This is a genomic window from endosymbiont of Lamellibrachia barhami, assembly GCF_011947365.2.
Lineage (GTDB): Bacteria > Pseudomonadota > Gammaproteobacteria > Chromatiales > Chromatiaceae > QGON01.
This window is the reverse complement of sequence record NZ_JAAVSH020000001.1, coordinates 348631-370871: the sequence shown is the minus strand read 5'-3', so window position 1 is coordinate 370871 and position 22241 is coordinate 348631. Positions and strand designations below refer to the sequence as shown.

22 protein-coding genes are annotated in these 22241 nt (G+C 55.4%); 15 read left to right on the top strand and 7 right to left on the bottom strand.

What is annotated here, in order from left to right:
- Nucleotides 1-84 precede the first annotated feature (84 nt).
- The 3 genes from yajC (at nucleotide 85) to secF (ending at nucleotide 3293) form a co-directional block, all read left to right on the top strand.
- On the top strand, nucleotides 85-408 hold the full coding sequence (yajC, locus tag G9Q73_RS01515; RefSeq protein WP_177418179.1) for a preprotein translocase subunit YajC: 324 nt from the start codon (nucleotides 85-87) through the stop codon (nucleotides 406-408).
- Between the two features lie 76 nt (nucleotides 409-484).
- The gene (gene secD / locus G9Q73_RS01510) at nucleotides 485-2338 is read left to right on the top strand and encodes a protein translocase subunit SecD (protein WP_177418178.1); all 1854 of its coding nucleotides are present in this window, start codon (nucleotides 485-487) and stop codon (nucleotides 2336-2338) included.
- A 16-nt stretch (nucleotides 2339-2354) separates the two neighbouring features.
- The gene (gene secF / locus G9Q73_RS01505) at nucleotides 2355-3293 is read left to right on the top strand and encodes a protein translocase subunit SecF (RefSeq protein ID WP_177418177.1); all 939 of its coding nucleotides are present in this window, start codon (nucleotides 2355-2357) and stop codon (nucleotides 3291-3293) included.
- 158 nt (nucleotides 3294-3451) lie between these two features.
- On the opposite strand, the gene G9Q73_RS01500 is transcribed toward secF, so the two are convergent.
- The gene (locus tag G9Q73_RS01500) at nucleotides 3452-3694 is read right to left on the bottom strand and encodes an integration host factor subunit beta (protein ID WP_177418176.1); all 243 of its coding nucleotides are present in this window, start codon (nucleotides 3692-3694) and stop codon (nucleotides 3452-3454) included.
- A 124-nt stretch (nucleotides 3695-3818) separates the two neighbouring features.
- On the bottom strand, nucleotides 3819-4616 hold the full coding sequence (locus G9Q73_RS01495; protein ID WP_177418175.1) for an inositol monophosphatase family protein: 798 nt from the start codon (nucleotides 4614-4616) through the stop codon (nucleotides 3819-3821).
- An 87-nt stretch (nucleotides 4617-4703) separates the two neighbouring features.
- On the opposite strand from G9Q73_RS01495, the gene G9Q73_RS01490 reads away from it, so the two are divergent.
- The 12 genes from G9Q73_RS01490 (at nucleotide 4704) to G9Q73_RS01435 (ending at nucleotide 14951) form a co-directional block, all read left to right on the top strand.
- Nucleotides 4704-5429, top strand: a complete 726-nt coding sequence (locus tag G9Q73_RS01490) for an RNA methyltransferase (protein WP_177418174.1) — start codon at nucleotides 4704-4706, stop codon at nucleotides 5427-5429.
- 217 nt (nucleotides 5430-5646) lie between these two features.
- Nucleotides 5647-6468: a serine O-acetyltransferase gene (cysE, locus tag G9Q73_RS01485; RefSeq protein WP_177418173.1), complete on the top strand. Its 822-nt coding sequence runs from the start codon at nucleotides 5647-5649 to the stop codon at nucleotides 6466-6468.
- A gap of 271 nt (nucleotides 6469-6739) precedes the next feature.
- On the top strand, nucleotides 6740-7234 hold the full coding sequence (gene iscR, locus G9Q73_RS01480) for a Fe-S cluster assembly transcriptional regulator IscR (protein WP_177418172.1): 495 nt from the start codon (nucleotides 6740-6742) through the stop codon (nucleotides 7232-7234).
- A gap of 38 nt (nucleotides 7235-7272) precedes the next feature.
- Nucleotides 7273-8487 (top strand): IscS subfamily cysteine desulfurase, encoded by a 1215-nt coding sequence (locus G9Q73_RS01475; RefSeq protein ID WP_177418171.1) that lies wholly within the window; start codon nucleotides 7273-7275, stop codon nucleotides 8485-8487.
- A gap of 26 nt (nucleotides 8488-8513) precedes the next feature.
- Entirely contained in the window at nucleotides 8514-8897 is a 384-nt protein-coding gene (iscU, locus tag G9Q73_RS01470) for a Fe-S cluster assembly scaffold IscU (protein ID WP_177418170.1), read from the top strand.
- 47 nt (nucleotides 8898-8944) lie between these two features.
- The gene (gene iscA, locus G9Q73_RS01465; protein ID WP_177418169.1) at nucleotides 8945-9268 is read left to right on the top strand and encodes an iron-sulfur cluster assembly protein IscA; all 324 of its coding nucleotides are present in this window, start codon (nucleotides 8945-8947) and stop codon (nucleotides 9266-9268) included.
- Nucleotides 9269-9337: 69 nt separating this feature from the next.
- Entirely contained in the window at nucleotides 9338-9883 is a 546-nt protein-coding gene (gene hscB / locus G9Q73_RS01460; RefSeq protein ID WP_177418168.1) for a Fe-S protein assembly co-chaperone HscB, read from the top strand.
- Between the two features lie 27 nt (nucleotides 9884-9910).
- Complete coding sequence (gene hscA, locus G9Q73_RS01455; RefSeq protein ID WP_177418167.1) at nucleotides 9911-11782, top strand: Fe-S protein assembly chaperone HscA; 1872 nt, start codon at nucleotides 9911-9913, stop codon at nucleotides 11780-11782.
- 12 nt (nucleotides 11783-11794) lie between these two features.
- Nucleotides 11795-12133, top strand: coding sequence for an ISC system 2Fe-2S type ferredoxin (fdx, locus tag G9Q73_RS01450; protein WP_177418166.1), 339 nt, complete (start codon nucleotides 11795-11797; stop codon nucleotides 12131-12133).
- A gap of 17 nt (nucleotides 12134-12150) precedes the next feature.
- Nucleotides 12151-12345, top strand: coding sequence for a Fe-S cluster assembly protein IscX (gene iscX, locus G9Q73_RS01445; protein ID WP_439654704.1), 195 nt, complete (start codon nucleotides 12151-12153; stop codon nucleotides 12343-12345).
- Nucleotides 12346-12623: 278 nt separating this feature from the next.
- Nucleotides 12624-14048 (top strand): cation:proton antiporter, encoded by a 1425-nt coding sequence (locus G9Q73_RS01440; protein ID WP_177418164.1) that lies wholly within the window; start codon nucleotides 12624-12626, stop codon nucleotides 14046-14048.
- Between the two features lie 141 nt (nucleotides 14049-14189).
- Nucleotides 14190-14951: a formylglycine-generating enzyme family protein gene (locus tag G9Q73_RS01435; protein WP_177418163.1), complete on the top strand. Its 762-nt coding sequence runs from the start codon at nucleotides 14190-14192 to the stop codon at nucleotides 14949-14951.
- 252 nt (nucleotides 14952-15203) lie between these two features.
- On the opposite strand, the gene G9Q73_RS20645 is transcribed toward G9Q73_RS01435, so the two are convergent.
- From G9Q73_RS20645 to G9Q73_RS01410, 5 genes are all read right to left on the bottom strand, one after another.
- Nucleotides 15204-16394 carry a formylglycine-generating enzyme family protein gene (locus G9Q73_RS20645; protein WP_439654703.1) on the bottom strand — a complete coding sequence of 397 codons (1191 nt, stop codon included), beginning with the start codon at nucleotides 16392-16394 and terminating at the stop codon, nucleotides 15204-15206.
- Between the two features lie 1208 nt (nucleotides 16395-17602).
- On the bottom strand, nucleotides 17603-18640 hold the full coding sequence (locus G9Q73_RS01425; RefSeq protein WP_177418161.1) for a hypothetical protein: 1038 nt from the start codon (nucleotides 18638-18640) through the stop codon (nucleotides 17603-17605).
- Nucleotides 18637-19614 carry an AAA family ATPase gene (locus G9Q73_RS01420; protein WP_177418160.1) on the bottom strand — a complete coding sequence of 326 codons (978 nt, stop codon included), beginning with the start codon at nucleotides 19612-19614 and terminating at the stop codon, nucleotides 18637-18639. The genes G9Q73_RS01425 and G9Q73_RS01420 overlap by 4 nt, the downstream gene beginning before the upstream one ends.
- Nucleotides 19611-20936 carry a toll/interleukin-1 receptor domain-containing protein gene (locus G9Q73_RS01415; RefSeq protein ID WP_177418159.1) on the bottom strand — a complete coding sequence of 442 codons (1326 nt, stop codon included), beginning with the start codon at nucleotides 20934-20936 and terminating at the stop codon, nucleotides 19611-19613. The genes G9Q73_RS01420 and G9Q73_RS01415 overlap by 4 nt, the downstream gene beginning before the upstream one ends.
- Before the next feature lie 188 nt (nucleotides 20937-21124).
- Nucleotides 21125-22241 (bottom strand): efflux RND transporter permease subunit (locus tag G9Q73_RS01410; protein WP_177418158.1); only part of this gene is annotated, 1117 nt, incomplete at its 5' end.

Here is a 22241-nt window from a genome sequence, read left to right as displayed (position 1 = left end):
TGGCATAATCGGCGGCTGATTTTGGTTGTCGGATGCTTTCCGGCGCCGTTTTGATTTTGATCTCTCAAAAATCGGGTACAGATTATGAGCTTTTTTATTTCCGACGCCTTTGCTGAAGGGGCCGTCTCGACGGATGCCTTGACCGGACTGTTGCCGCTGGTACTGTTTGGTGTAGTCCTATACTTTTTGATGATTCGCCCCCAGGTGAAGCGTCAGAAAGAGCACAAGAAGATGGTCGAGACACTGGGCAAAGGTGATGAGGTGGCCACCGCCGGCGGCATCGTCGGCAAGATCACCGAGATGGGTGAAAACTTCATCACGGTGGAGATTGCCGAGGGCGTGGAGGTCAAATACCGCCGTGCAGCAGTGGAGTCCGTGATGCCCAAGGGGTCACTGAAGGACATGTAAACGTCCAGATGGACAGTTGCAATAAATATAATGGAAACCGCGCCAGCCTGGCTGGCGCAACAGCAAGAAAAACACGATGAACCAATATCCTCTCTGGAAAAACCTTCTGGTAGTGATCGTAGTACTCGTCGGCGCGTTCTTTGCGCTACCGAATATCTATGATCAGGACCCCTCCATGGAAATTTCCGGCACCCGGCGCGCCACAGTGGATGACACCACTATGGCCAGGATTACCCAGGCGATGGAGAAGGCAGGCGTCGAGGCGAAGGGTATCTCATCCGAAAACGCCAAACTGCTGGTGCGTTTTCTTAACTCCGAAGATCAGTTGAAGGCGAAGGAGGCTATTGCGGACGAGCTGGGCACTGACTACAACCATGCTTTGACGCTATCCCCGGATCTGCCTGACTGGTTGCGTTCATTTGGCGCAGAGCCAATGTATCTTGGTCTCGATCTGCGTGGTGGTATTCATGTGTTGATCGACGTGGATATGGAGGCCGCTGTGCAGCAGGCGGTGGAGCGTAACAGCGGTGACATCAGAACCCTGCTGCGTAAGAACAAGGTCCGCTACGTGCGGGTCTCCCGAGAGGGGGAGAAGGTCGTCGTCAAATTCAACGATCTGGCCAAGCGGGACAAAGCTGAGCAGCTGATCCACAGTGAATTTCGCTCACTGGCAACCGATGTGTCGGATGAAGGGGGGGACTACTATGTGCGCGCTACCCTTAAGCCCGCAGAGCGCCGCGCGGTGCAGAAATTTGCTCTGGAACAGAACATCACCACCCTGCGCAACCGCGTCAATGCACTGGGCGTGGCGGAACCACTGATCCAACAGCAGGGCGATCGGCGTATCGTGGTGCAACTGCCAGGCGCCCAGGATCCTGCCAAACTGAAAGAGATTCTCGGCGCCACCGCGACCCTGGAGTATCGCCTCGCCGATACCGAACACAGTGTGCAGGATGCCGTCAACGGCAGGGTACCGCCGGGTTCCAAGCTCTATTATGAGCGCAACGGACAGCCGGTATTGCTGAAGAAGTCGGTTATTGTTACCGGTAACCAGATCATCGATGCATCCTCAGGTTTCGATCAGCGTTCCGGTCAGCCGATGGTTTCAGTGCGCCTCGACGGCCCCGGCGGTAACCGCATGCGCCGCGTCACCAACGACAATGTCAGCAAGCCGATGGCAGTGGTTTTCATCGAGAATCGCGTGGTCACCCGTATGGTGGACGGCGAACCGGTGAAACATAGAACCAAGGTGGAGGAGGTGATCAGCATCGCCAACATCCTCGAACCTTTCGGCAGCCGTTTTCAGACCACCGGTCTCGATTCCTCGGAAGAGGCTCATGATCTGGCGCTGTTGCTGCGGGCAGGCGCTCTGGCTGCACCCATTGAGATTGTTGAAGAGCGTACTATCGGCCCCAGCCTGGGTCAGGACAACATCGATCAGGGTTTCATGTCAGTGATGATTGGTATGGCCCTGGTGATGATCTTCATGGCCGTCTACTACCGGGTCTTTGGTCTGGTAGCGGATCTGGCGTTGGGCATGAATCTGGTGCTGATCGTCGCTATTCTCTCCATGCTGCAGGCGACACTGACCCTCCCGGGCATCGCCGGTATCGTGTTGACCGTGGGCATGGCAGTGGATGCCAACGTGTTGATCTTCGAGCGTATCCGTGAGGAGATCCGTAATGGCAATACTCCACAGGCCAGCATTCAGGCGGGTTATGCGAAGGCGTTCTCCACCATCATCGATGCGAATATCACCACGCTGATCGCAGCGGTGGTGCTGTTCAGCTTCGGTACCGGCCCCATCAAGGGGTTCGCGGTAACCCTGGCTATTGGCATCCTGACCTCCATGTTTACCGCCATCATCGGTACCCGCGCAGTGATCAATTGGATCTATGGTCGCAAGCGGGTGAAGGCGCTGGCAGTTTGATAAGGGCGGATTGACTATGCAGATCTTCAAAAAGACGACAAAGTTCAACTTTATGGGCGGACGTAAGCTCGCCCTGATCGTTTCCGGTGCAGTGATCCTGATTGCGTTGGCCTCCATTGCGGTGCGTGGCCTGAACCTGGGTATCGACTTTACCGGTGGTACCCTTGTCGAAGTGGGTTATCACGAAACGGTTGATTTACCGAAGGTTCGTGAAGCACTGGCAGCGGAAGGTTTTTCCGATGCAACGGTGCAGCACTTTGGCACATCCAGAGACGTGCTGGTTCGTTTGGCACCCAAGGATGGCGCAGACAGTGCAGCGATCAGCACCAGCGCTTTCGCGGCAATGAGCAAATTGGCGGATGGTCAGGCTGATATGAGACGGGTAGAGTTTGTCGGGCCACAGGTCGGTGATGAGCTGACCGAAGATGGTGGTCTCGCCATGCTCTATGCACTGTTCGGCATACTGATCTATGTGGGCATACGGTTTGAGTATCGTTTTGCTGTGGGCGCGGTTATTGCGCTGGTACATGATGTGCTCGTCACTATCGGCATCTTCTCCCTGTTCCAGGTTGAGTTCGACCTGCCGGTGCTGGCCGCCGTGCTGGCGGTGATCGGCTACTCACTGAACGATACCATCGTCGTATTCGACCGTATTCGTGAGAACTTCCGCAAGATCCGCAAAGGCAGCGCAGTCGAGATTATCAATGCCTCGCTAAACCAGACCCTCACCCGCACCCTGGTCACCTCCATGACCACCCTGCTGGTATTGATTGCGCTCTTCATCTTTGGCGGCGAGATCATCCACGGTTTTGCCCTGGCCCTGATCGTGGGTGTGGTGGTCGGTACCTACTCTTCCATCTATGTGGCGAGTACGGCGATTATCATGATGGGCATCAGCAAGGATGATCTGATGCCGGTTGAAAAAGAGGGTGCCGATGTCGAGGAAACCCACTGATCCGGTTGTCGGATAAGGGTGTGCTGAATGGCTGGTGTCTATCCGAAACCTATATCTGACCACGAAGTACACGAAGAAGATTTATCGTTAATCAATCTTTTACCTTCGTGCTCTTCGTGTGCTTCGTGGTAAAAACAGTAATTCAGGACGGGCTCTTGCTAAGCGGTTTTGCAGAATGCCGGTGGATAGATGATCTCAGCATTGTTGAGGCTCATCCTGGTTTTGTCTCGATCGTCACTCTGCTTGTTGGGTCGTTCGATAGAGATAATATCCACATTGTAGGGATTGTCGGTAAACGCGGACTGCAGTGAGATGTCCTGCACCCCATCCAGTACATCCCTCATCACCATTTCCAGTGCCCGGTCGCTGAGTGCCTGATCGATATTGTTGTTATTCGCCATTAGGTAGGTTCCGCTTTTACAGTTGTTACCGATGTTATCTCCGGTAACGGTCGGCGGGCCGTAATCTTGAGGATGGGGATGAAAAAACGGGGAAAACTGTGAAGCGGATTCGCCGTGTCAGGAATTAAGCAGTAAGTCTATCGTCCAGATGGGGAAGGATACGGCGCAATATGGCGTTGTGCACCTTGATGTTGCCTGCGATGACATTGCCGGTCTCAAAGTGACGCTCGCCGCCGGAGATATCGGTAACCAGGCCACCGGCCTCGCGCACCATGAGGGCGCCTGCGGCAAAATCCCATTCGGCGAGGCCGAGTTCCCAGAATCCGTCCAGTCTCCCGGCGGCCACATAGGCGAAATCAAGCGCGGCTGAACCCGGACGGCGTATCCCCGCGGTGTTGGCCATCAGGTCCTTGAGCATGCCCATGTAGTTTTCCGTAAAACGAAAATCACGGTAGGGCAGGCCGGTTCCCAATAACGCTCCATCCAGGCTCTTGCGGCTGGAGACCCTCAACCGCCGATCATTCAGCTGGACGCCGGAACCGCGGCTGGTGGTGAACATCTCATCTTTCAGCGGATCGTAGATCACGCCAACCTCCAGTCTGCCTTTGTGTCGCAGGGCGACGGAGATGGAGAACTGGGGGAATCCGTGCAGATAGTTGGTGGTACCGTCCAGCGGATCTATGATCCACTGATAGTCGTCACCTGGGTGACTGCCGCTCTCTTCCGCCAGTATGGCGTGATTGGGATATTTGTCCCGCAAAACACCGATAATCGCCTGCTCGGCCGCTCGGTCCACCTCGCTGACATAATCGTGCCTTCCCTTGTCGGTGACGTTGAGGGTATCGAGCCGATTGAAATTGCGCATCAGCACACGGGCGGCGTCACGTACAGCACGGACAGCGATGGTTACCATTGGATTCATGGGCGGCAAAGATACAGCAAGCGCCCGGGCGGATAAAGCAGAAAACTGTTTTGGTCTCGCGGTTATTCATGCGGTACCCTTGCGCCTATGTTGCAACATATACGAATCGTGCTGGTGGAGACCAGTCACCCCGGTAATATCGGCGCTGCGGCCCGGGCGATGAATAACATGTGCCTGGAGCAACTTGTTTTGGTGTCACCGAAGCGTTATCCAAGCGAAGAGGCTACCGCCCGGGCCTCGGGGGCGGATGATCTGCTCGCGCGGGCGCCGGTCTGCAACAGCCTGGACGAGGCACTGAAGGGGTGCCGTCTGATAATAGGCACCAGCGCCCGTGAGCGGACCGTTTCCTCGCCTCTGCTGAATCCGCGGGCCTGTGCGGCAAAGATCATCGAAGAGAGTGCAGTGGGCGAGGTTGCTCTGGTCTTCGGCCGGGAGAGCTCAGGACTCACTAACGAGGAGTTGGACCGCTGCAATTTTCTGGTCCATATTCCCACCAACTCCGCCTATAGTTCATTGAACCTCGGTGCTGCGGTTCAGGTGCTCAGCTATGAAATCTATCTTGCCTGGCTGGAAGGGCGGGAGACGGCTCCGGAACCGCTCAGAGAGGTGGCCACTGCTGAGATGATGGAGGGGTTCCATTCTCATCTGGCACAGGCTCTGGAGGATATTGGTTTTGCCGATCCCCGTCAGTCAGACAAGCTGCTGCGCAGGTTGCGCAGCCTGTTTCACCGTGCCCGGCCGGATGTTGATGAACTCAATATCCTGCGGGGGATCCTGAGTGCTGCCCAGGGGCGCAAGTCGATGCGGCGCTGACCCAAGGCGAGGGTTGCTCTCAATAACTCCGTAGCATGTAGGATGCGGTTCGTGCCTCGGTAATTGCTCCTGCATCCATGCAGTCGTCCCCCCATCCTATAAAGATTCCAATCCCAGCGGGCACAATACCCTAGTATTTTGCATGGTATTATGGATAATCTGTCATCTCCATGTCACTATTCCAGTGATAGTTGATTGATTTAGTCGGGTACAGGTTGTGCAGCAGGAAACCAAAGAGAACCCCAGCCGATCCAGGTGGCAAGAGGATATTCAGAGCGTCTTCGAGCGTGATCCCGCCGCCCGGACGACGTTTGAAATCATCACTACCTATCCTGGTGTGCATGCGATTCTGTTCCACCGGGCCTCCCATGGCCTCTGGAATATCGGCTTGAAATGGCTGGCCAGGATGCTCTCCAATATTGCCCGGTTTCTGACAGGTATAGAGATCCACCCTGGTGCCCGGATTGGCCGCCGTTTCTTCATCGATCACGGCATGGGTGTGGTGATCGGTGAAACAGCGATCATTGGCGATGACTGCACCCTCTATCATGGGGTGACGCTTGGTGGTACAAGCTGGCAGAAAGGCAAGCGCCATCCGACCCTCGCCAACAACGTGGTGGTGGGCGCCGGCGCCAAGGTGCTGGGCCCCATCGAAATCGGTGAAGGCGCCCGCATCGGCTCAAATGCCGTGGTGGTGAAGGATGTGCCGGCCGGTGCAACAGCTGTTGGTGTGCCCGGCAGACTGATCCGCCAGGAAAAAACCGGAGGCAACGGTCATCGCGAGGCGATAGCCAAGAAGATCGGGTTTGATGCCTATGGCGCCACCAAGGATGCGCCGGATCCGGTTGCCCACGCCATCAACTGCATGCTCGACCATATGCATGTGATGGACAAAAAGATGGAGTCCATGTGCAAGGCGCTGAAGAGCATGGGGCTGGAAGAGGCGGATGAATCCATGCCTGAACTCGATTCCTGCGAAATCTTTTCCACTGCGGAAGAGTTGCTGAAGCTGGATGGTGACGAGGCTTCCAAGGGTTAACCTGAGTCTTTCACGAATTATGCTTGATCTCGCTTGTTTACTGATTCCTCAAGAAATATATCCTCGGCAACTGCTCCATGCAGTCGTCAGTCGTAATCACTGACACGCCACTCCTTCGGATATTTCCTTGTGAAACCAATATCCTGCGCGTTATCGGCGCAAATTCATGAAATCTTCGGGTGAAAACCTTGCAAAAATCGCGGAGGGAATACTTGACTAATTTACTGGGGATTGTATATTAGCGCCCAAGGATATACTTGGAGCCGATAAAGTGAAGCTTACCACGAAAGGCCGCTACGCGGTAACAGCCATGTTGGATTTGGCACTGCACTATGGCAAGGGACCGATCACCCTGGCCGACATTGCCCAGCGTCAGGGGATCTCGCTCTCTTATCTTGAGCAACTCTTCTCGCGTCTGCGGAAAAAGGCCCTGGTCTCCAGCGTGCGTGGTCCCGGTGGCGGCTACAGCCTGGGCCGGGAGGCTGGCGAGATCTTTATTGGCGAAGTGATCACTGCGGTGGATGAGAACATGGATACCACCCGCTGCCACGGTGCCCACAACTGCCAGGATAACGAGCGCTGTCTCACCCATGATCTGTGGCAGGATCTCAGCGACCAGATTTACCACTATCTCAATCAGATCAGCCTGCAGGATCTGATGGATCGTCAGGCGGTGCGGGAGGTGAAGAACCGGCAGGATCATCCGGACACGCCGGAGATCGATGTCACAGAACTGACTTCGATCTCCTCACGGGCCAACGCCTGAAGCTGAATTAGCGGATTTTTTGGAGTTATAGAATAGAGATGAAGTTACCGATCTATATGGACTACTCGGCGACCACGCCGGTAGACCCTCGCGTCGCGGAGTTGATGTGTGGTTACCTCACCCCTGACGGAAAATTCGGTAATCCTGCATCCCGTTCCCACCCTTTCGGTTGGAGTGCGGATGATGCGGTGACCCTGGCGCGCAAGCAGGTGGCGGATCTGGTCAATGCCGATCCGAAAGAGATTGTCTGGACCTCCGGCGCCACTGAGTCCGATAATCTTGCGATCAAGGGTGTGGCGCATTTCTACAAGAAACGCGGCAAACACATCATTACCTGCAAGACTGAACACAAGGCGGTGCTCGATACCTGTCGTCAGCTTGAACGTGAGGGATTCGAGATCACCTATCTCGATCCGGAGCCCAGTGGTTTGATTGACTTGGGGAAACTGGAGGCGGCGCTGCGCGACGACACTATTCTCGTCTCCATTATGCACGTCAATAACGAAGTGGGCGTGATCCAGGATATTGCCGCAATCGGCGAGATGACCCGTGCACGCAAGATCCTCTTCCATGTGGACGCAGCGCAGAGCGCTGGTAAGGTGCCGATCGATCTGGCGGCGCTGAAAGTGGATCTGATGTCCTTCTCGGCTCACAAGATCTATGGACCCAAAGGCATCGGCGCTCTCTATGTGCGGCGCAAGCCCCGTGTACGCCTGGAGGCCCAGATGCACGGCGGCGGCCATGAGCGCGGTATGCGCTCCGGTACCCTGGCGACCCACCAGATCGTTGGCATGGGCGAAGCCTTACGTATTGCCGGTGAAGAGATGGCGGTGGAAAACGAGCGTCTGCTCGGACTGCGTCAACGCCTCTGGGACGGCTTCAAAGACATGGAAGAGGTCTACCTCAACGGTGATGAAGAACAGCGTGTCGCCGGCAACCTGAATGTGAGTTTTGCCTTCGTCGAAGGTGAATCCCTGATTATGGCGTTGAAGGATCTGGCGGTCTCATCCGGTTCCGCCTGTACCTCCGCCAGTCTCGAACCCAGCTACGTCCTGCGCGCGTTGGGGCGGGAAGACGAATTGGCCCACAGCTCGATCCGCTTCACCATCGGCCGTTTCAGCACGGCGGAAGAGGTGGATTATGCGGTAGAGAAGATCCGCACCGAGGTTGATAGATTGCGTGAACTCTCGCCTTTGTGGGAGATGTTCAAAGATGGAATCGATCTGAAATCGATTCAGTGGGCGGCGCACTGAGCGATCAGTTTTAAGAGGTTAAGGTTATGGCATACAGTGATAAAGTACTCGACCACTACGAGAACCCCCGTAACGTGGGTGCGTTCGACAAAGAAGAGAAGAGTGTCGGCACCGGCATGGTGGGCGCACCTGCCTGTGGTGACGTGATGCGTCTGCAGATCAAGGTGGGTGATGATGGCGTGATTGAAGACGCCCGCTTCAAAACCTACGGCTGCGGTTCCGCAATTGCTTCCAGCAGCCTGCTCACCGAGTGGGTGAAGGGCAAGACCCTGGAAGAGGCGCAGCAGATCAAGAACTCCGAAATCGCTGAAGAGTTGGCACTGCCGCCGGTCAAGGTGCACTGCTCCGTATTGGCGGAAGACGCTATCAAGGCGGCGATCCAGGACTACGCAAAAAAGAATACAGATTGATATCCGTTGTAGAATTGAAGTTACAGGTTCGGTTCTGGAGAGGTTAAATGGCGATTACGATTACAGAAGCTGCCGCAAAACATGTGCAACAGTTTCTTTCGAACCGGGGCAAGGGGATCGGTATCCGCCTGGCGGTGCGTACCTCCGGCTGCTCCGGTATGGCATACGAGATGGAGTTCGCCGATGAATTGGGCGAGGATGACCAGGTATTCGAAGACTTGGGCGTAAAGGTCATCATCGACCCAAAAAGCCTTGTCTATCTTGACGGGACTGAGATCGATTACACCAAGGAAGGACTCAACGAAGGATTCAAGTTCAACAACCCGAATGCTAAGGGCGAGTGTGGTTGTGGTGAGAGTTTTCAGGTCTGACCCTCTTTTTTTCAAGGTCGTAACAACAGGTGATAAATCGGCTGTCCGGGGACAGCCGATTTTTTCGATATGCTGGATTTTTCGAAGAACTATTTTGAGCTTTTTGGCCTGCCGGTCGGCTTCATCGTGGATGCTGATTCACTCTCTGATCGATATCGGGATCTGCAGCGGGTCATCCATCCCGACCGCTATGCCAATGCCTCCGAGCAAGAGCGTCTCCTCTCGTTGCAGGGCGCCAGCCGCATCAACGAAGCCTTTGAAACCCTCAAGGATCCCATTGCCAGGGCCACCTATCTGCTGACCATGCACGGCATCGAAATGGATGCCCAGAAAGAGACCACCAGCGACATGGCCTTCCTGATGCAGCAGATGGAATTGCGCGAAGAGCTGGAAGGGGTACGGAATCAGGATGATCCCTACGAGGCGGTGCTCGATCTGCGTGGTCGAATCAACAGACAGATCAAAACTTTGGTCGGGCAGATGGCGGTGCAGTTTGAGAGCGCCACGCCTGACCAGTTGGAAGACGCGCGGGAGATCCTGCGCAAGATGCGTTTTCTGCAGAAACTGCGCACCGAAGTCGAATCGGTGGCGGCAGATCTGGAAGACGAGCTCTGACCAGTAAATTATAGCGCGTAGCAAATTATGGCATTAATGCAGATTGCAGAACCCGGTCAGGCTCAGGCCCCGCACCAACATAAGCTGGCGGCTGGTATCGACTTGGGTACCACCAATTCGCTGGTGGCCAGCGTGCGCAGTGGCAAGGCGGAGACGCTGCCGGACGAGCATGGCCGTCATCTGCTGCCGTCAGTGGTGCAGTTTGGTGAAAATGGCGTTGTCGTCGGTGAGGCGGCCCGCGTTGCTGCAGTGACCGATCCGCTGAACACTATCGCCTCTGCCAAACGGCTTATCGGCCGGGGGGTCGAGGATATCAAGAGCCTCGGCAGCCGTCTGCCTTACGAATTTGTTCAGACAGAGACAGCGGTGCCGCGTATCCGCACGGTGGCAGGAGATGTCACCCCGGTGGAGGTCTCCGCTGAGATCCTGAAAACCCTGGCACAACGTGCCGAGCAGACGCTCGGCGGTGACTTGGCCGGCGTGGTGATTACTGTGCCAGCCTATTTCGACGATGCACAGCGACAGGCGACCAAGGACGCAGCGAAACTGGCCGGGCTGAAGGTCTTGCGCCTGCTCAATGAGCCGACCGCAGCAGCGGTGGCCTACGGTCTCGACAAGGGTGCCGAGGGCGTGCACGCTATCTATGATCTGGGTGGCGGCACCTTCGATATTTCGATTCTGCGGCTCAACAAAGGGGTTTTCGAGGTGATGTCCACCGGTGGCGATTCCGCCTTGGGTGGAGACGATTTCGATCAGGTTGTGGCGGAGTGGATTATGGCCCAGGCCGGCATCCAGGATGATGCAGACCACATGACTTTGCGCCGCCTGATGCAGGACGCCTGTAGCGCCAAAGAGGGACTCACCGAAGCTGATACCGTACCTCTTGATATCGAACTGCCGGGCGGTTCCCGCTGGCAGGGTTCACTCGATCTCGAAAGGTTCAACGCATTGATCGACCCGCTGATAAAAAAGACCCAGATCGCCTGCCGTCGCGCCATGCGGGATGCGGGGGTTGAGAACGACGAGATCAAAGAGGTCGTGATGGTGGGGGGGTCCACCCGAGTGCGCAGGGTGCGGGAACGGGTCGGCGATCTGTTTGCTACCGAACCCCTGGTGGACATAGATCCCGACCGGGTGGTAGCCGCGGGCGCGGCGATTCAGGCCGACATCCTGGTGGGCAACAAACCCGATGATGAGATGCTGCTGCTCGATGTCATTCCACTCTCCCTGGGTCTCGAGACCATGGGTGGGCTGTCGGAAAAGATTATCGCCCGCAACACCACCATACCGGTGGCGCGTGCCCAGGAGTTCACGACTTTCAAGGATGGACAGACTGCGATGGCGATCCACGTCGTGCAGGGTGAACGGGAGCTGATCAGTGATTGCCGCTCTCTGGCCCGCTTCGAACTGCGTGGCATACCGCCGATGGTGGCGGGCGCCGCGCGCATCCGGGTCACCTTCGCAGTGGATGCGGATGGACTGTTGAGCGTCTCCGCCGAGGAACAGAGCAGCGGGGTGCAGGCGAGTATCGAGGTCAAACCCTCCTACGGACTCACCGATGGCGAGATCGAGACCATGCTGCGCGACTCTATCGATCATGCCCAGGATGATATGGACTCAAGAAACCTGCGGGAACAGCAGGTGGACGCGGATCGGGTCATCGAGGCGCTGGAGGCGGCACTGGCAGCCGACGGTGATCGCCTGCTCAACGATGAAGAGCGCCGGACTGTTGATACTGCCCTGGCGGCACTGCGTGAAATCGCCCGCTCAGAGGAGATCAGCGTGATCAAGGAGGGCATCTCCGCCATCGAAAAGACCTGCGGATTTTATGTCGAACGCCGTATGAATCAGAGTATCCATGACGCCATGGCCGGTCATAAAGTCAATGAATTTGAATAAAGGAGTGAATCGATGCCGCAACTGATTTTCCTGCCCCACGAAGAGATTTGCCCGGAAGGGGCTGCGTTCGATGTCGAGCCGGGCACCACCATCTGTGACGCAGCCCAGCAGAATGGTATTGAGATCGAGCACGCCTGTGAAAAATCCTGCGCCTGCACCACCTGCCACGTCATCCTGCGTGAAGGTTTCGATTCTCTTACAGAGGCGGAAGAGGATGAAGAGGACCTGCTGGACAAGGCCTGGGGTCTGGAAGTGGAATCCCGCCTGAGTTGTCAGGCTGTGGTCGGGGAAGAGGATCTGGTCATCGAGATACCGAAATACACCATCAACATGGTGTCCGAGAGTCACTGAGGGGGAATGACATGAGTCTGAAATGGATTGATGTGCTGGATATCGCCATTGAATTGGATGAAACCTATCCCAAGGTTGATCCCAAGACGGTCAATTTTGTCGATCTGCACAATTGGGTTTTGGCCCTGGACGAGTTCGATGATGACCCGGATCACTCCGGAGAAAAGATCCTCGAAGCCATTCAGATGGCATGGATCGAGGAGCGGGAGTGATTTCGCGTCCCTCGGCCGACTAATGTTCAGGCATAGCGTAGGAGCTACGCCGCGCCGATGAAACAGTCCCCAAAAACCGAACGAGAGTAGGCCGGTTCAAGCGCAGCGGAACCGGTGCCCCATGCGTCCTGCCAACTCGAAAATGCCCGATCCGCTACACTTGATCGGGTCTGCACTCATCAGCAATATCTTCATTACCCCAAAAAAACGAATCCTGTCGAAAAGCGGACTAGAATGATATTAAACGCTTCTTCCCGACAGGGTTTTGTTGACAGGGCATGGATCAAGTTACCGAGGTATCCACTATTGTTTCCCATGGCGATCCCATCGCCCCGGTTATCTTTGGTGTTACCCTGATTCTTGTCTCCGCGCTGCTCGGGCGTTTTGGCGCCCGGCGTCTGAAGCAACCCTCTGTGCTCGGTGAGCTGGTGATGGGCGTGCTGCTGGGTAATCTGTTCTACTTTCTCGGTTTCGATCTGATGGCGATTCTGCGAGAGGGCGTCGGCTGTACCGAGCTGTCCAAACTGATTTTGTCCGGCACACCAGTAGATGAGGCGCTCAACAAATTGATCGGGCCTGAGGCCGGAGAATCTTTTCTGCAGATCCTGCGTGGCCCCCATGGCAGTGAGTATCTTGCGGTTGCTCAGGCGGTGGATGTCTTCTCACGTTACGGCGTCATATTTCTGCTGTTCCATGTCGGACTGGACACCTGTGTCGCGGAGTTGCGCTCGGTGGGCGGTGACTCCCTGCGGGTCGCCTTCATCGGCGTTCTGGTCCCGTTCGTATTGGGTTTTTTCGTGACCTGGATGTTAATTCCGGAAGCGCCCCATGTACAGCATCTGTTTCTTGGCGCGACCTTGGGCGCCACCAGTATCGGCATTACCGCACGGGTTCTGCAGGATCTGCGTCAGAGCCGTTCAGGTGAGGCGCATATTATTGTCGGTGCGGCGGTGATGGACGATATACTCGGCCTGGTGATGTTGGCCATCGTTTCCGGGGTGGTGGTCACCGGCAGCGTCGAAGCGGGAGAGATTATTCGCATCATGCTGTTGGCAACCCTTTTTATCATCAGCGTGCTCTACCTCGGGCCCTACATCATCCGGCTGCTTATCAAAATGCTCCGTCAGCTGAGTCTGGAGGAAGCGAAACTCTTTGTTCCCTTCGTTTTCGTCATGGCTCTGGCCTGGCTGGCAAATCTGGTGGGTCTTGCCACCATTGTCGGGGCCTTTGCTGCCGGTTTGCTGCTGCTCGACAGCCACTTCAAGGCCTGGGGCGATCACCGACGCCACAAATACTCCATCAAAGAGCTCTTTGCACCGCTTGAGGCGATTTTGGTGCCAATATTTTTTGTCTTGATGGGGATACAGGTAAAGCTGGAAACCTTCCTCGATTGGCATGTGTTGCTGCTCTCCACCGGCCTGATTCTGGTGGCCGTAATCGGCAAGATCGTCTCCGGGTTGGGGGTTTTGGAGCAGGGACGCAATCGATTGGCGGTAGGCGTCGGCATGTTGCCGAGGGGCGAGGTGGGACTGGTTTTCGCCTCCATTGGCATCAGTCTGAAGGTGATCGATTCCGCCACGTTTTCAGCGGTGGTGTTGATGGTGATCGTAACGACCTTGGTGACGCCTCCGTTGCTGAAGATCACCCTGGGGCAGGGTGGACAAGCGCCTGGCTCGCGCAAGATATCCAAACAGTGTGAATGAAGATAAAGGTTAAAGGCGAAAGGCGAAAGGTGATAGGAACGTAGGCCGGATCAAGCGTAGCGGATCCGGCAGCCTCATCTCTAAAGTTGATACTCGCTTGATTCCCAACGACGTGTGGCGTCCAAAGGTGGTATGGGGAGAGTGGAAACAGACGAAAACAAGTCCGGCCAGACAGGGCAGAAAGCCACTATTCTCTTGCCCGACATCGACTGGGTGGAGATACCGGCAGGGGAGTTTCTCTATGGAGATGAGAGGGAAAAACGCTACCTGGACAGTTTTCAGATCAGCCGCTATCCGGTCACCAATGCTCAGTATCAGACCTTCATCTTGGCGGGCGGGTATGAATCGGACGAATGGTGGGAGGGTCTAAAAAAGCCGGGGCGGTTAGTATCCGAATGGGATCAACCCAACCGTCCTCGTACCAACGTGGACTGGTATGAGGCGGTAGCCTTTTCCCGATGGCTAACGGTCATGCTGAATCAACCTGTAAGGTTGCCAACTGAGGAAGAGTGGGAGAAGGCAGCGCGGGGAAGCGATGGGTGGGTATTCCCCTGGGGTGAAAAATATATCAATGGCTACGCCAATGTGGATGAATCATTTGAAGATGGGGATGGTCTGAAGGAGACTACCTCCGTCGGACTCTATCCACAGGGAGCATCTTCCTATGGGGTGATGGACATGGCAGGCAATGTCTGGGAATGGTGTCTGAATAAGGGCGATCATCCGGATCAGATTGAGGCAGATATCAGCGGGGATAGCCGTGTGCTGCGCGGCGGCTCCTGGCTGGATGGTCAGAGTCTTGCGCGTGCCGACTCTCGGAGCGGTCTCAACCCTGATGCCCGCAGCCGCGGTCGTGGAGGTCTTCGTTTGTTGCTGCCTGTCTCCACTATGGATAACGTTTAATCAGACATTCGCCCTATCTTCGGTTCTCTCAGGTGGGTGTCGTAAAATCCTCTATGTATGTTGGGTTACGCTACGTTAACCTGACCTACACTTTGGTTTTTATAACACCCTCACAAGTGTGAGAGGGTTGGTCAAGCGGATACTTGAAGATTCTTCTTAATATCTATCTGACGGTCATATATAGATTTGCCGGATGGCCTCGCGCCAGTTATCCAACCTTCAAAACGCCTGACAAGTTCCGGTTTACAGCTGTCAGCGGGCCGAAATTGGGGCAGGCAGCAACAAACGAAAACCCCAGTGGTTGAGGCGGACGTCAGGGAAACTCCCGTATCGGTTGTCGGCACGTGCATAGAGCGGACCATAGATCCAGGAGCCGCCGCGCAGCACACGGGTATTCCCACTGGCATCTGCCCCAACCTGATCAGGATGATCGAACTTATTCAGACACCACTCCCAGACATTACCTGCCATGTCCATCGCCCCATAGGGAGATGCTCCCTGTGGGTAGAGTCCTACTGTGGTGGTTTGCTCCAAGGGTTTTCCACCCACAGATGATTCATTCACATTGGCGTAGCCATTGATATATTTTTCACCCCAGGGGAATACCCACCCATCGCTTCCCCGCGCTGCCTTCTCCCACTCTTCCTCAGTTGCCAGTCGAATGGGCAGGTTTCTCATTGCAGCCAGCCAGCGACTGAAGGCGACTGCCTCATACCAGTCGATTTCGGTGCGAGGTCTGTTGGGGTGGTCCCACCTGGATTTTTCAGGTTCCGGCCTTTTTAGATTTTCCCACCACCTGTCGGACTCATATCCGCCTGCATTGATAAATGCCTGATACTGGGCATTGGTGACCGGATAGCGGCTGATAAAAAAAAGATCGCTGCTGCGCCGCTCTTTCTCTTTGCCATAGAGAAACTCTCCCGCCGGTATCTCCACCCAGTCGATGTCGGGCAGGTTGTCGTCATCCAGTCCGACACCGGGGCGGGGGTCGCCCAGTTCAGCCAGCTCATTGCCGATTTCAAGGCGGCGCTCTGGCGGTGTTTCGATGTTGTGCAGTTCATCCAGCAGTTTCTGTACTTCAGGATTGAAGTCTGCTTTTTGCTCGGACTTGGTTTTCTCTGTTTCGGGCGGAATGTCGATAGTGGCCTTATAGACGCCGACCCCCGGCCGGGGATCACCAAGTTTGGCCAGCAGGTCGCCGATCTCCAGCCGTCGTTTCGGCGGGGTTGAGATCTCGTCGATCTCATCGAGCAGTGCCTGGATCTCTTCGCTGTATTGAGTGCCGGCCTCTGCGGATCCGATTTCATCTTCAGATTCATCCTCTGCTTCATCGGCTCCACTGAGCCACTGTTCGAGTTTGTCCTTTAGCTTTGCGGCGATTTTATTGTTGCCCAGGTCTTGCAGCAAGTTGGGTATGTCGATGAGGTTTTGTGGGTTGTCCATGCCGGTGAGAAATGCAGCATTGCCAGTGCGCAGCAGTAGTGTTTGGGCAAGGGAGAGAGAGACATCCCGCTTGATGGAACCCCAGGCCTGGCTTGCTGATTCGCTCCAGAGGCGGATCACCTTGTGTGCGCTCTCACCACTTTCGGTGGGGGGTTCTCCGGGTCTTTCCAGCAGAGGCTCGACCTGAATATTCTGCGTTGCGAGCCATTCGGACAGTTTTTCTGCCGCTGCCGTATCAGCATCAACGTGTACCAGATAGATTTTCTCAGTTGATTGACTCTTTTTTGAGAGGACGCTCTTGAGCTGTTTCTCCACATCCAGTTCAAACTGCCGCCCGTCGATGGTGGTGATGAAGATGTGGGAGGTGAGTTCCGGCAGGCGTATGCGGGTGCCGATATTGAAAATCTCCCAGCTGCCCGACTGTCCCGCAGGTTGGATATGGAGCCGTGCGGGAAGTGGACCTTGCAGATCGAGTGTGGCATCCGCGAGTATCGGTTCGAGGCAGTTGAGTACCAGTGTTTGTGCCTTGTCGTCAAAGTGGAGTTGCAGGCTGATCTTTGTGGGTGCCAGCGGTTCGGGCAGCTGGTTTTTCAACCATGTCGGGAGGCTCTGCGGTTGGCTCATGGTTGACCAGTCTGCGGTGTCACACAGAGCGGTGGCGGCGTATTGCGCCAGCAGGTGGCCCTCTTCTAACGTGTTTTTCTGCGTTGCGACCAGCGGCAGATTTTTCTTGGCCCAGCGGGCCATGTCGAGGCGTTTTTCCTCATCCCGCTCTCTGCTGATGTCGCGCAGGATATCCTGTAATCTCTTGCGTACCTCTTCCTGCTCGTTTTTCAGGGTGTGGTAACGAAGGTCGCGCTCAAGGCGTTTCAGCGGTTTCCAGTGGGCGGTGTGATCCTGCGTGAAGCGCCAGAGTCTTTTAAACCGGGTTTTGTCTTCTTGTAACAACTTATCGGCAACTAGACGCGCCACGCCCTGGTGGAGGATGAAACCCTGGGTGCTGCGAACGGCGACCAGGTTGCTGAACCAGAGACGAGATTCTGTCTCGGTTTCAGAAGAGGGGAGAAAGTGGCGGCGCACGTTTCTCAACAGCAAGGGTTCCACCAGCGGGACCAGCGAGAGCAGTCTTGCCAGTTCCACTACGTCAGGCTCGGTTTTCTCGGCCCGCTGCAGTAGATACTCTTCATAGCCAGTGGGTTGCAGCCAGCTCATGACATTACCCCGTGGCCCGGGCCGATGAGGCGGCGGATCATCGCTGCTGAGGTATGGGGGTTCCAGTGGATCAGGAAGGGGTAGTCGCCGAGATTCTCCGGCCAGTATTGCCGTTGCCAGGGTATCAGCAATAGAAGCGGTGCTTCGGCAGCTTCGCATTTGCGCATGAAGGAGAGCCACTCTTCCTCGATGTTATTCTCTCCTTTACCGCCGTCTATGCCCAGGTCGGTCGCCACCAGGACGGGGATGCCGCTGACCGGTTGCCACTGTTTGAAGGTTTTGGGCGGCACCCAGGTATTGGCGTTGTCCGGCAGGCCCTTGAATTCGTAGAGATCGACCCGGTCCTGACCCATGATATTTTTTATCTGCGTGGCGAGTGCTGCCAGATCTTCCCAGTAGGGCACCATGTCGTCGCTGTAGTGGAGCAGCAGTTGGCAGCCCCGTTCCAGGGTATTGCTCATCAGGCACGGCAGGGTGCGGGGAATTTTTCCGGTAACAAAGTGGTTAATCAGTCTGAAAACGTCGATCTGATAACCCGGGCGGCGGGTGGCAAGCGCGGCGGAGAGAATGCCCCGGTTGGTATTGTCGGAGAAGAGTGACTCACGGTGGAGCGGGACCGGGGGCGTTTCGTCTCTGTCCAGCGTTGTATTGTTTTCATTCAGCCAGGCAGGCGTCTCCACTATTTGCGGTGCAGCCTGCGCTCCAAGTGGTTTGAGCGGGCTGTCGAAGGGAATGGAGGGCAGTTCAACGGGGGGCTTGGGTTGTGGCGGTACACTGCTGCCGGGCGGTTGATTCCGCGACGGTGAAACCGTTTTCCGGTGCTCGGGAAAGCGGCTGTTGTCGAAGATTGTGTTGGGGGTGATCTCTTTGGAGATCAGTTCCTCCAATGAGAAACCGAGTGAACGGGCGATCGCTGCTGCCTGGGCGTCATCTTTCCAGGGCAGTTTTTTTAGGGCGAGCAGCAGGTCACCCAGGTGAATCTCACCACGCGCTGTCGGTTGTTGGAATTCAGTGGGGTCGTTCGGGTCAGTCATGCCTGATCGTTATCATTGGATTTTTTGAGCAGTACGCTGTTTTCGACCTTTTTCCAGACGGAGTCTTTGCTATCGTCAATGGCAATCTCCAGGTCTTCGCAGACCCGAACAGCATCAAGAAACTCACTGGTGCTGGGCGGTCGCCGGAATGATTTTTTTGCCTCCTCGCGGAATGTTTCCATCTTTTCGGCAATCGTCGTGATGCGTGCTTCATCGGCGTCCGGGTAGTGCTTTCTGGCGATCCTGATCAGATCCCTCTTTTTCGGCTCCTCGAGTTTCAGGCTGACGCAGCGGCGGAGAAAGGCCTGTGGCAGTTCCCGCTCGCCGTTGGTGGTGATAATGGTGAGGATGCTTACCCCATCTTTAGCCATGATTTTGCTGCCATCCGGCAGGCCGAAGGCTTTGCGGTCCAGAGGTTCCAGCAGATCATTCGGCAGATCAGGTTCTGCCTTGTCGATCTCATCGATCAACAGAACGGTATGGTGCGTGTTGTTTTCCTGTTTCCGGAAGGTGCCGGGAAAGTCGATGGCCAGCCCCATTGCTTCTGCCTCTGCCTGACGGCCATCCCCCCGGTATTTTGCCGATTCGTGGTTGAGCGCCCACCAGAAGAGGCCTGGGTTATGGTAGGCCCAATCCGGTTTCATCGCTGAACCATCACCATTCTGGCCACCGTTGCCGGAGTGGGCATCGTGCAGCCGCCGAAGGTGGTCAAGTTCGACGGTGAGTTCCTCCAGGCGAGTGCGGGAAGTCATGGTTTTACTGAGAAAGTGCCACTTCTTCAAGGCCGCAACGGCTTCTGCCAGACGACTCTTGCCACTGCCGGGTTTGCCGGAGATCAGTAGGGGACGCTCGGTGGCGAATGCGACATCCACTGCGATGGCGATATCTTCTGAAAATAGATAAGGCTCGATATCGCCCTCTTCCTCGAAGATATAATTTTCGGCTAGATCGAACTTGCGGGGATCGTATTTCATGGTGGGGTTCCATATTTTTTATTCAACAGTTTTTTGGCCTGTGTTTCGTAAAAAAACTGCGTGGCCTCCAGGGTAAGATCGAGAGGCGGGGCGATGGTAACTATCTTTGTATTTTTCTCTTCAGGCAGTTTCTCTCCCGTACCGAAGATAAAAACCAGCTTTTTGTAGATATCTCTAAGCTTGGAAAATTTGTTTAATACTCGTGGATCGGGAATGCCCCCACTTTCTATCGAGCAATGCAGATAGACGAACAGAGGGTCTGAATAGTCATTGATTAACTGGTCCACAATCACCGGAGGAATCCGCGTGTTTTGCATGCCGAACTCCTTTCTGATCTCTTTTTGTATCTCGTCAACATCGGTGCTTGTGACTGGAATGGTTCTTATCCCATCGGTTTCCGGCCAGGCGCGCTCCAGATAGCGGTCGAGGGTGTAGTGGTTTGTATTGAGCTCTTTCGAGACTTCCAGCAAAAGATTGCCATTGATTGCGATCATTCCCTGCTGTTTGCGGGATATGGGAATAAGTCCTGCGGCCTTGGTGTCCACCCAGAGTGCGCGTATCGCCTTGAGCAGTTCCTTTGCGCGCGCTTGATCCGGGTTGGGTTTCAATTTATTGATGATGTGCCAGAAGTTCTGCAGACAGGTTTGCGAATCCCGCAACATGTATCGTGCCAATGCATTGGAAAACCGGTCGGTCTCATCCGGATTCCATTCTGGTTTGATTTCACACTCTTCCAGACTCTCCCAAACATCCGTCAGGTTTTGCTTGTCGGTACCTTCTTTCAGGAGTTTGGTGACGAGGCTCTCAACTCGCTCAAATGGGGTTTGCGGGAAATCTGCCTTAACTGCGCCGGGTGCGCCAAGTGCCAATTTTACGCCATCGACAATGTCGTCTGCGCTTTCGGCATCCTGTATGTATTGGTTCTTTTCAACGTGTAGGATCTCCCAGATATCCTGTTCAAGATCTGCCTGTTTTATCTGCCCTTTCAGCATGACCGGGATCAGCGTGAAATTGCTTTCAATCTCTCTTCGCCATGTCAGAATGGTGGCCTCTTTCTTCACCCATTGTGAGGTCTCAGCTGCGCGTTTTGAGAAAAGGATGATTGCCGCATGGCACTCGGCCAGCCACTCATTGAGGTGACTTTCCCAGTCACATCCCGGATAGAGACCCTTTTCATCCTGGTCGACAAGAATATCGATGCTGTTACCGTAGGCATCTTTCAGTGCCTTGCAGGTTGCTTTCAGTAACTGCCAGTTGAGCTTGTCCTGCTCCATGTCATCGAGACGTGAGCTATGGCTGATGAAGAGTTTGAGTCTGCTCATTCGTTGGTTGCCCTCATGCACTCCCTTCAGAGATAGAGTGCGGATCAACGTAACTGATCATAGCCATTCGCTATGATTTGTATGCATTAAAATCATACTCTATTTTTTTCGTGGTATGTGTCAGGCAAATATCGCTGAGAGTTTGTAGGCTGGATCAAGCGTAGCGGATCCGGCAATCATCTGAAAAACTACTCCCTCTCTACGGTGGTCTTCGTCTCCGGCAGATCACATCTGTCTGCTCCTTCGTCATCTGCTGGGCAGAAGGCCTTGCCTGCGGAAATGCAGCCGAGTGGGATGACCGCCAACGTCATCGGGATACCGATGATCGGGCCGAACAGCAGAGAGATGGCCATACCCTGGAAGATAGGGTCGAACAGGATGGCGAAGGCCCCGGCCATCATGGTGAGATCGGTTACCCAGATCGGACGCATGCGGATCTGCCCTGCCATCATTACCGCCTCTTTGATGCTCACACCGCGATGGACTTCATTCTTGGCGAAGTCCACCAGCAGGATCGATTTGCGCACACCGATACCGGCCAGGGCGATAAAGCCGATCATGGAGGTGGCGGTGAACTCTGCGCCCAGTAGCCAGTGACCGGGGATGATACCGATCAGGGTCAACGGGATCGGCGCCATGATGATCACCGGCTGGATGAAGTTGTCGAACTCCCATACCAGCAGGATATAGATCATCACCAGTGCTGCGGCGAAGGCAAGCCCAAGATCGCGGAAAGTCTCATAGGTGATGATCCACTCGCCACTCCATTCGAAGCCGGAGACAGCATCGTCCAGCGGTGGCCCCGTCATGGTGCCGCTGAACTGAACCCCATCCGGCGTTTTATACTGTTTGAGTTGATCCTCCACTGCGAGCATACCGTAGAGTGGTGCGCCGAGTTTGCCCTCCATCTCGCCCACCACATACTCCATGGGACGCAGATCCTTATGGTAGATGATCGGGTCTTCCTCTATCAGTTCAAATCTGCCCAGCTCGAAGAGTGGAATGGTCGTGCCCTCTCCTCCTGCGATCGGCAGGTTGGCCAGTCGGTTCAGTTCGGCGCGGGAGGCCAGCGGCAACTGAATGACCAGATAGGTCGGCTCCAGTTCGTGTCCCCGTTTCACGTCGCCCAGTTTGTAGCCGCCGAGGGCCATGTCCAGATTGCGGGTGATGGTCTCCACCTGCACGCCACGGCGGGTGGCTTTTTCGGTATCCACCGCAAAGTGCCAACGCTTATAGTCATCGGCGATGTAGGAGTCGACGTCCACCAGATTGGGGGCCGCTTTGAACATCTCTATCAGGTCTTTT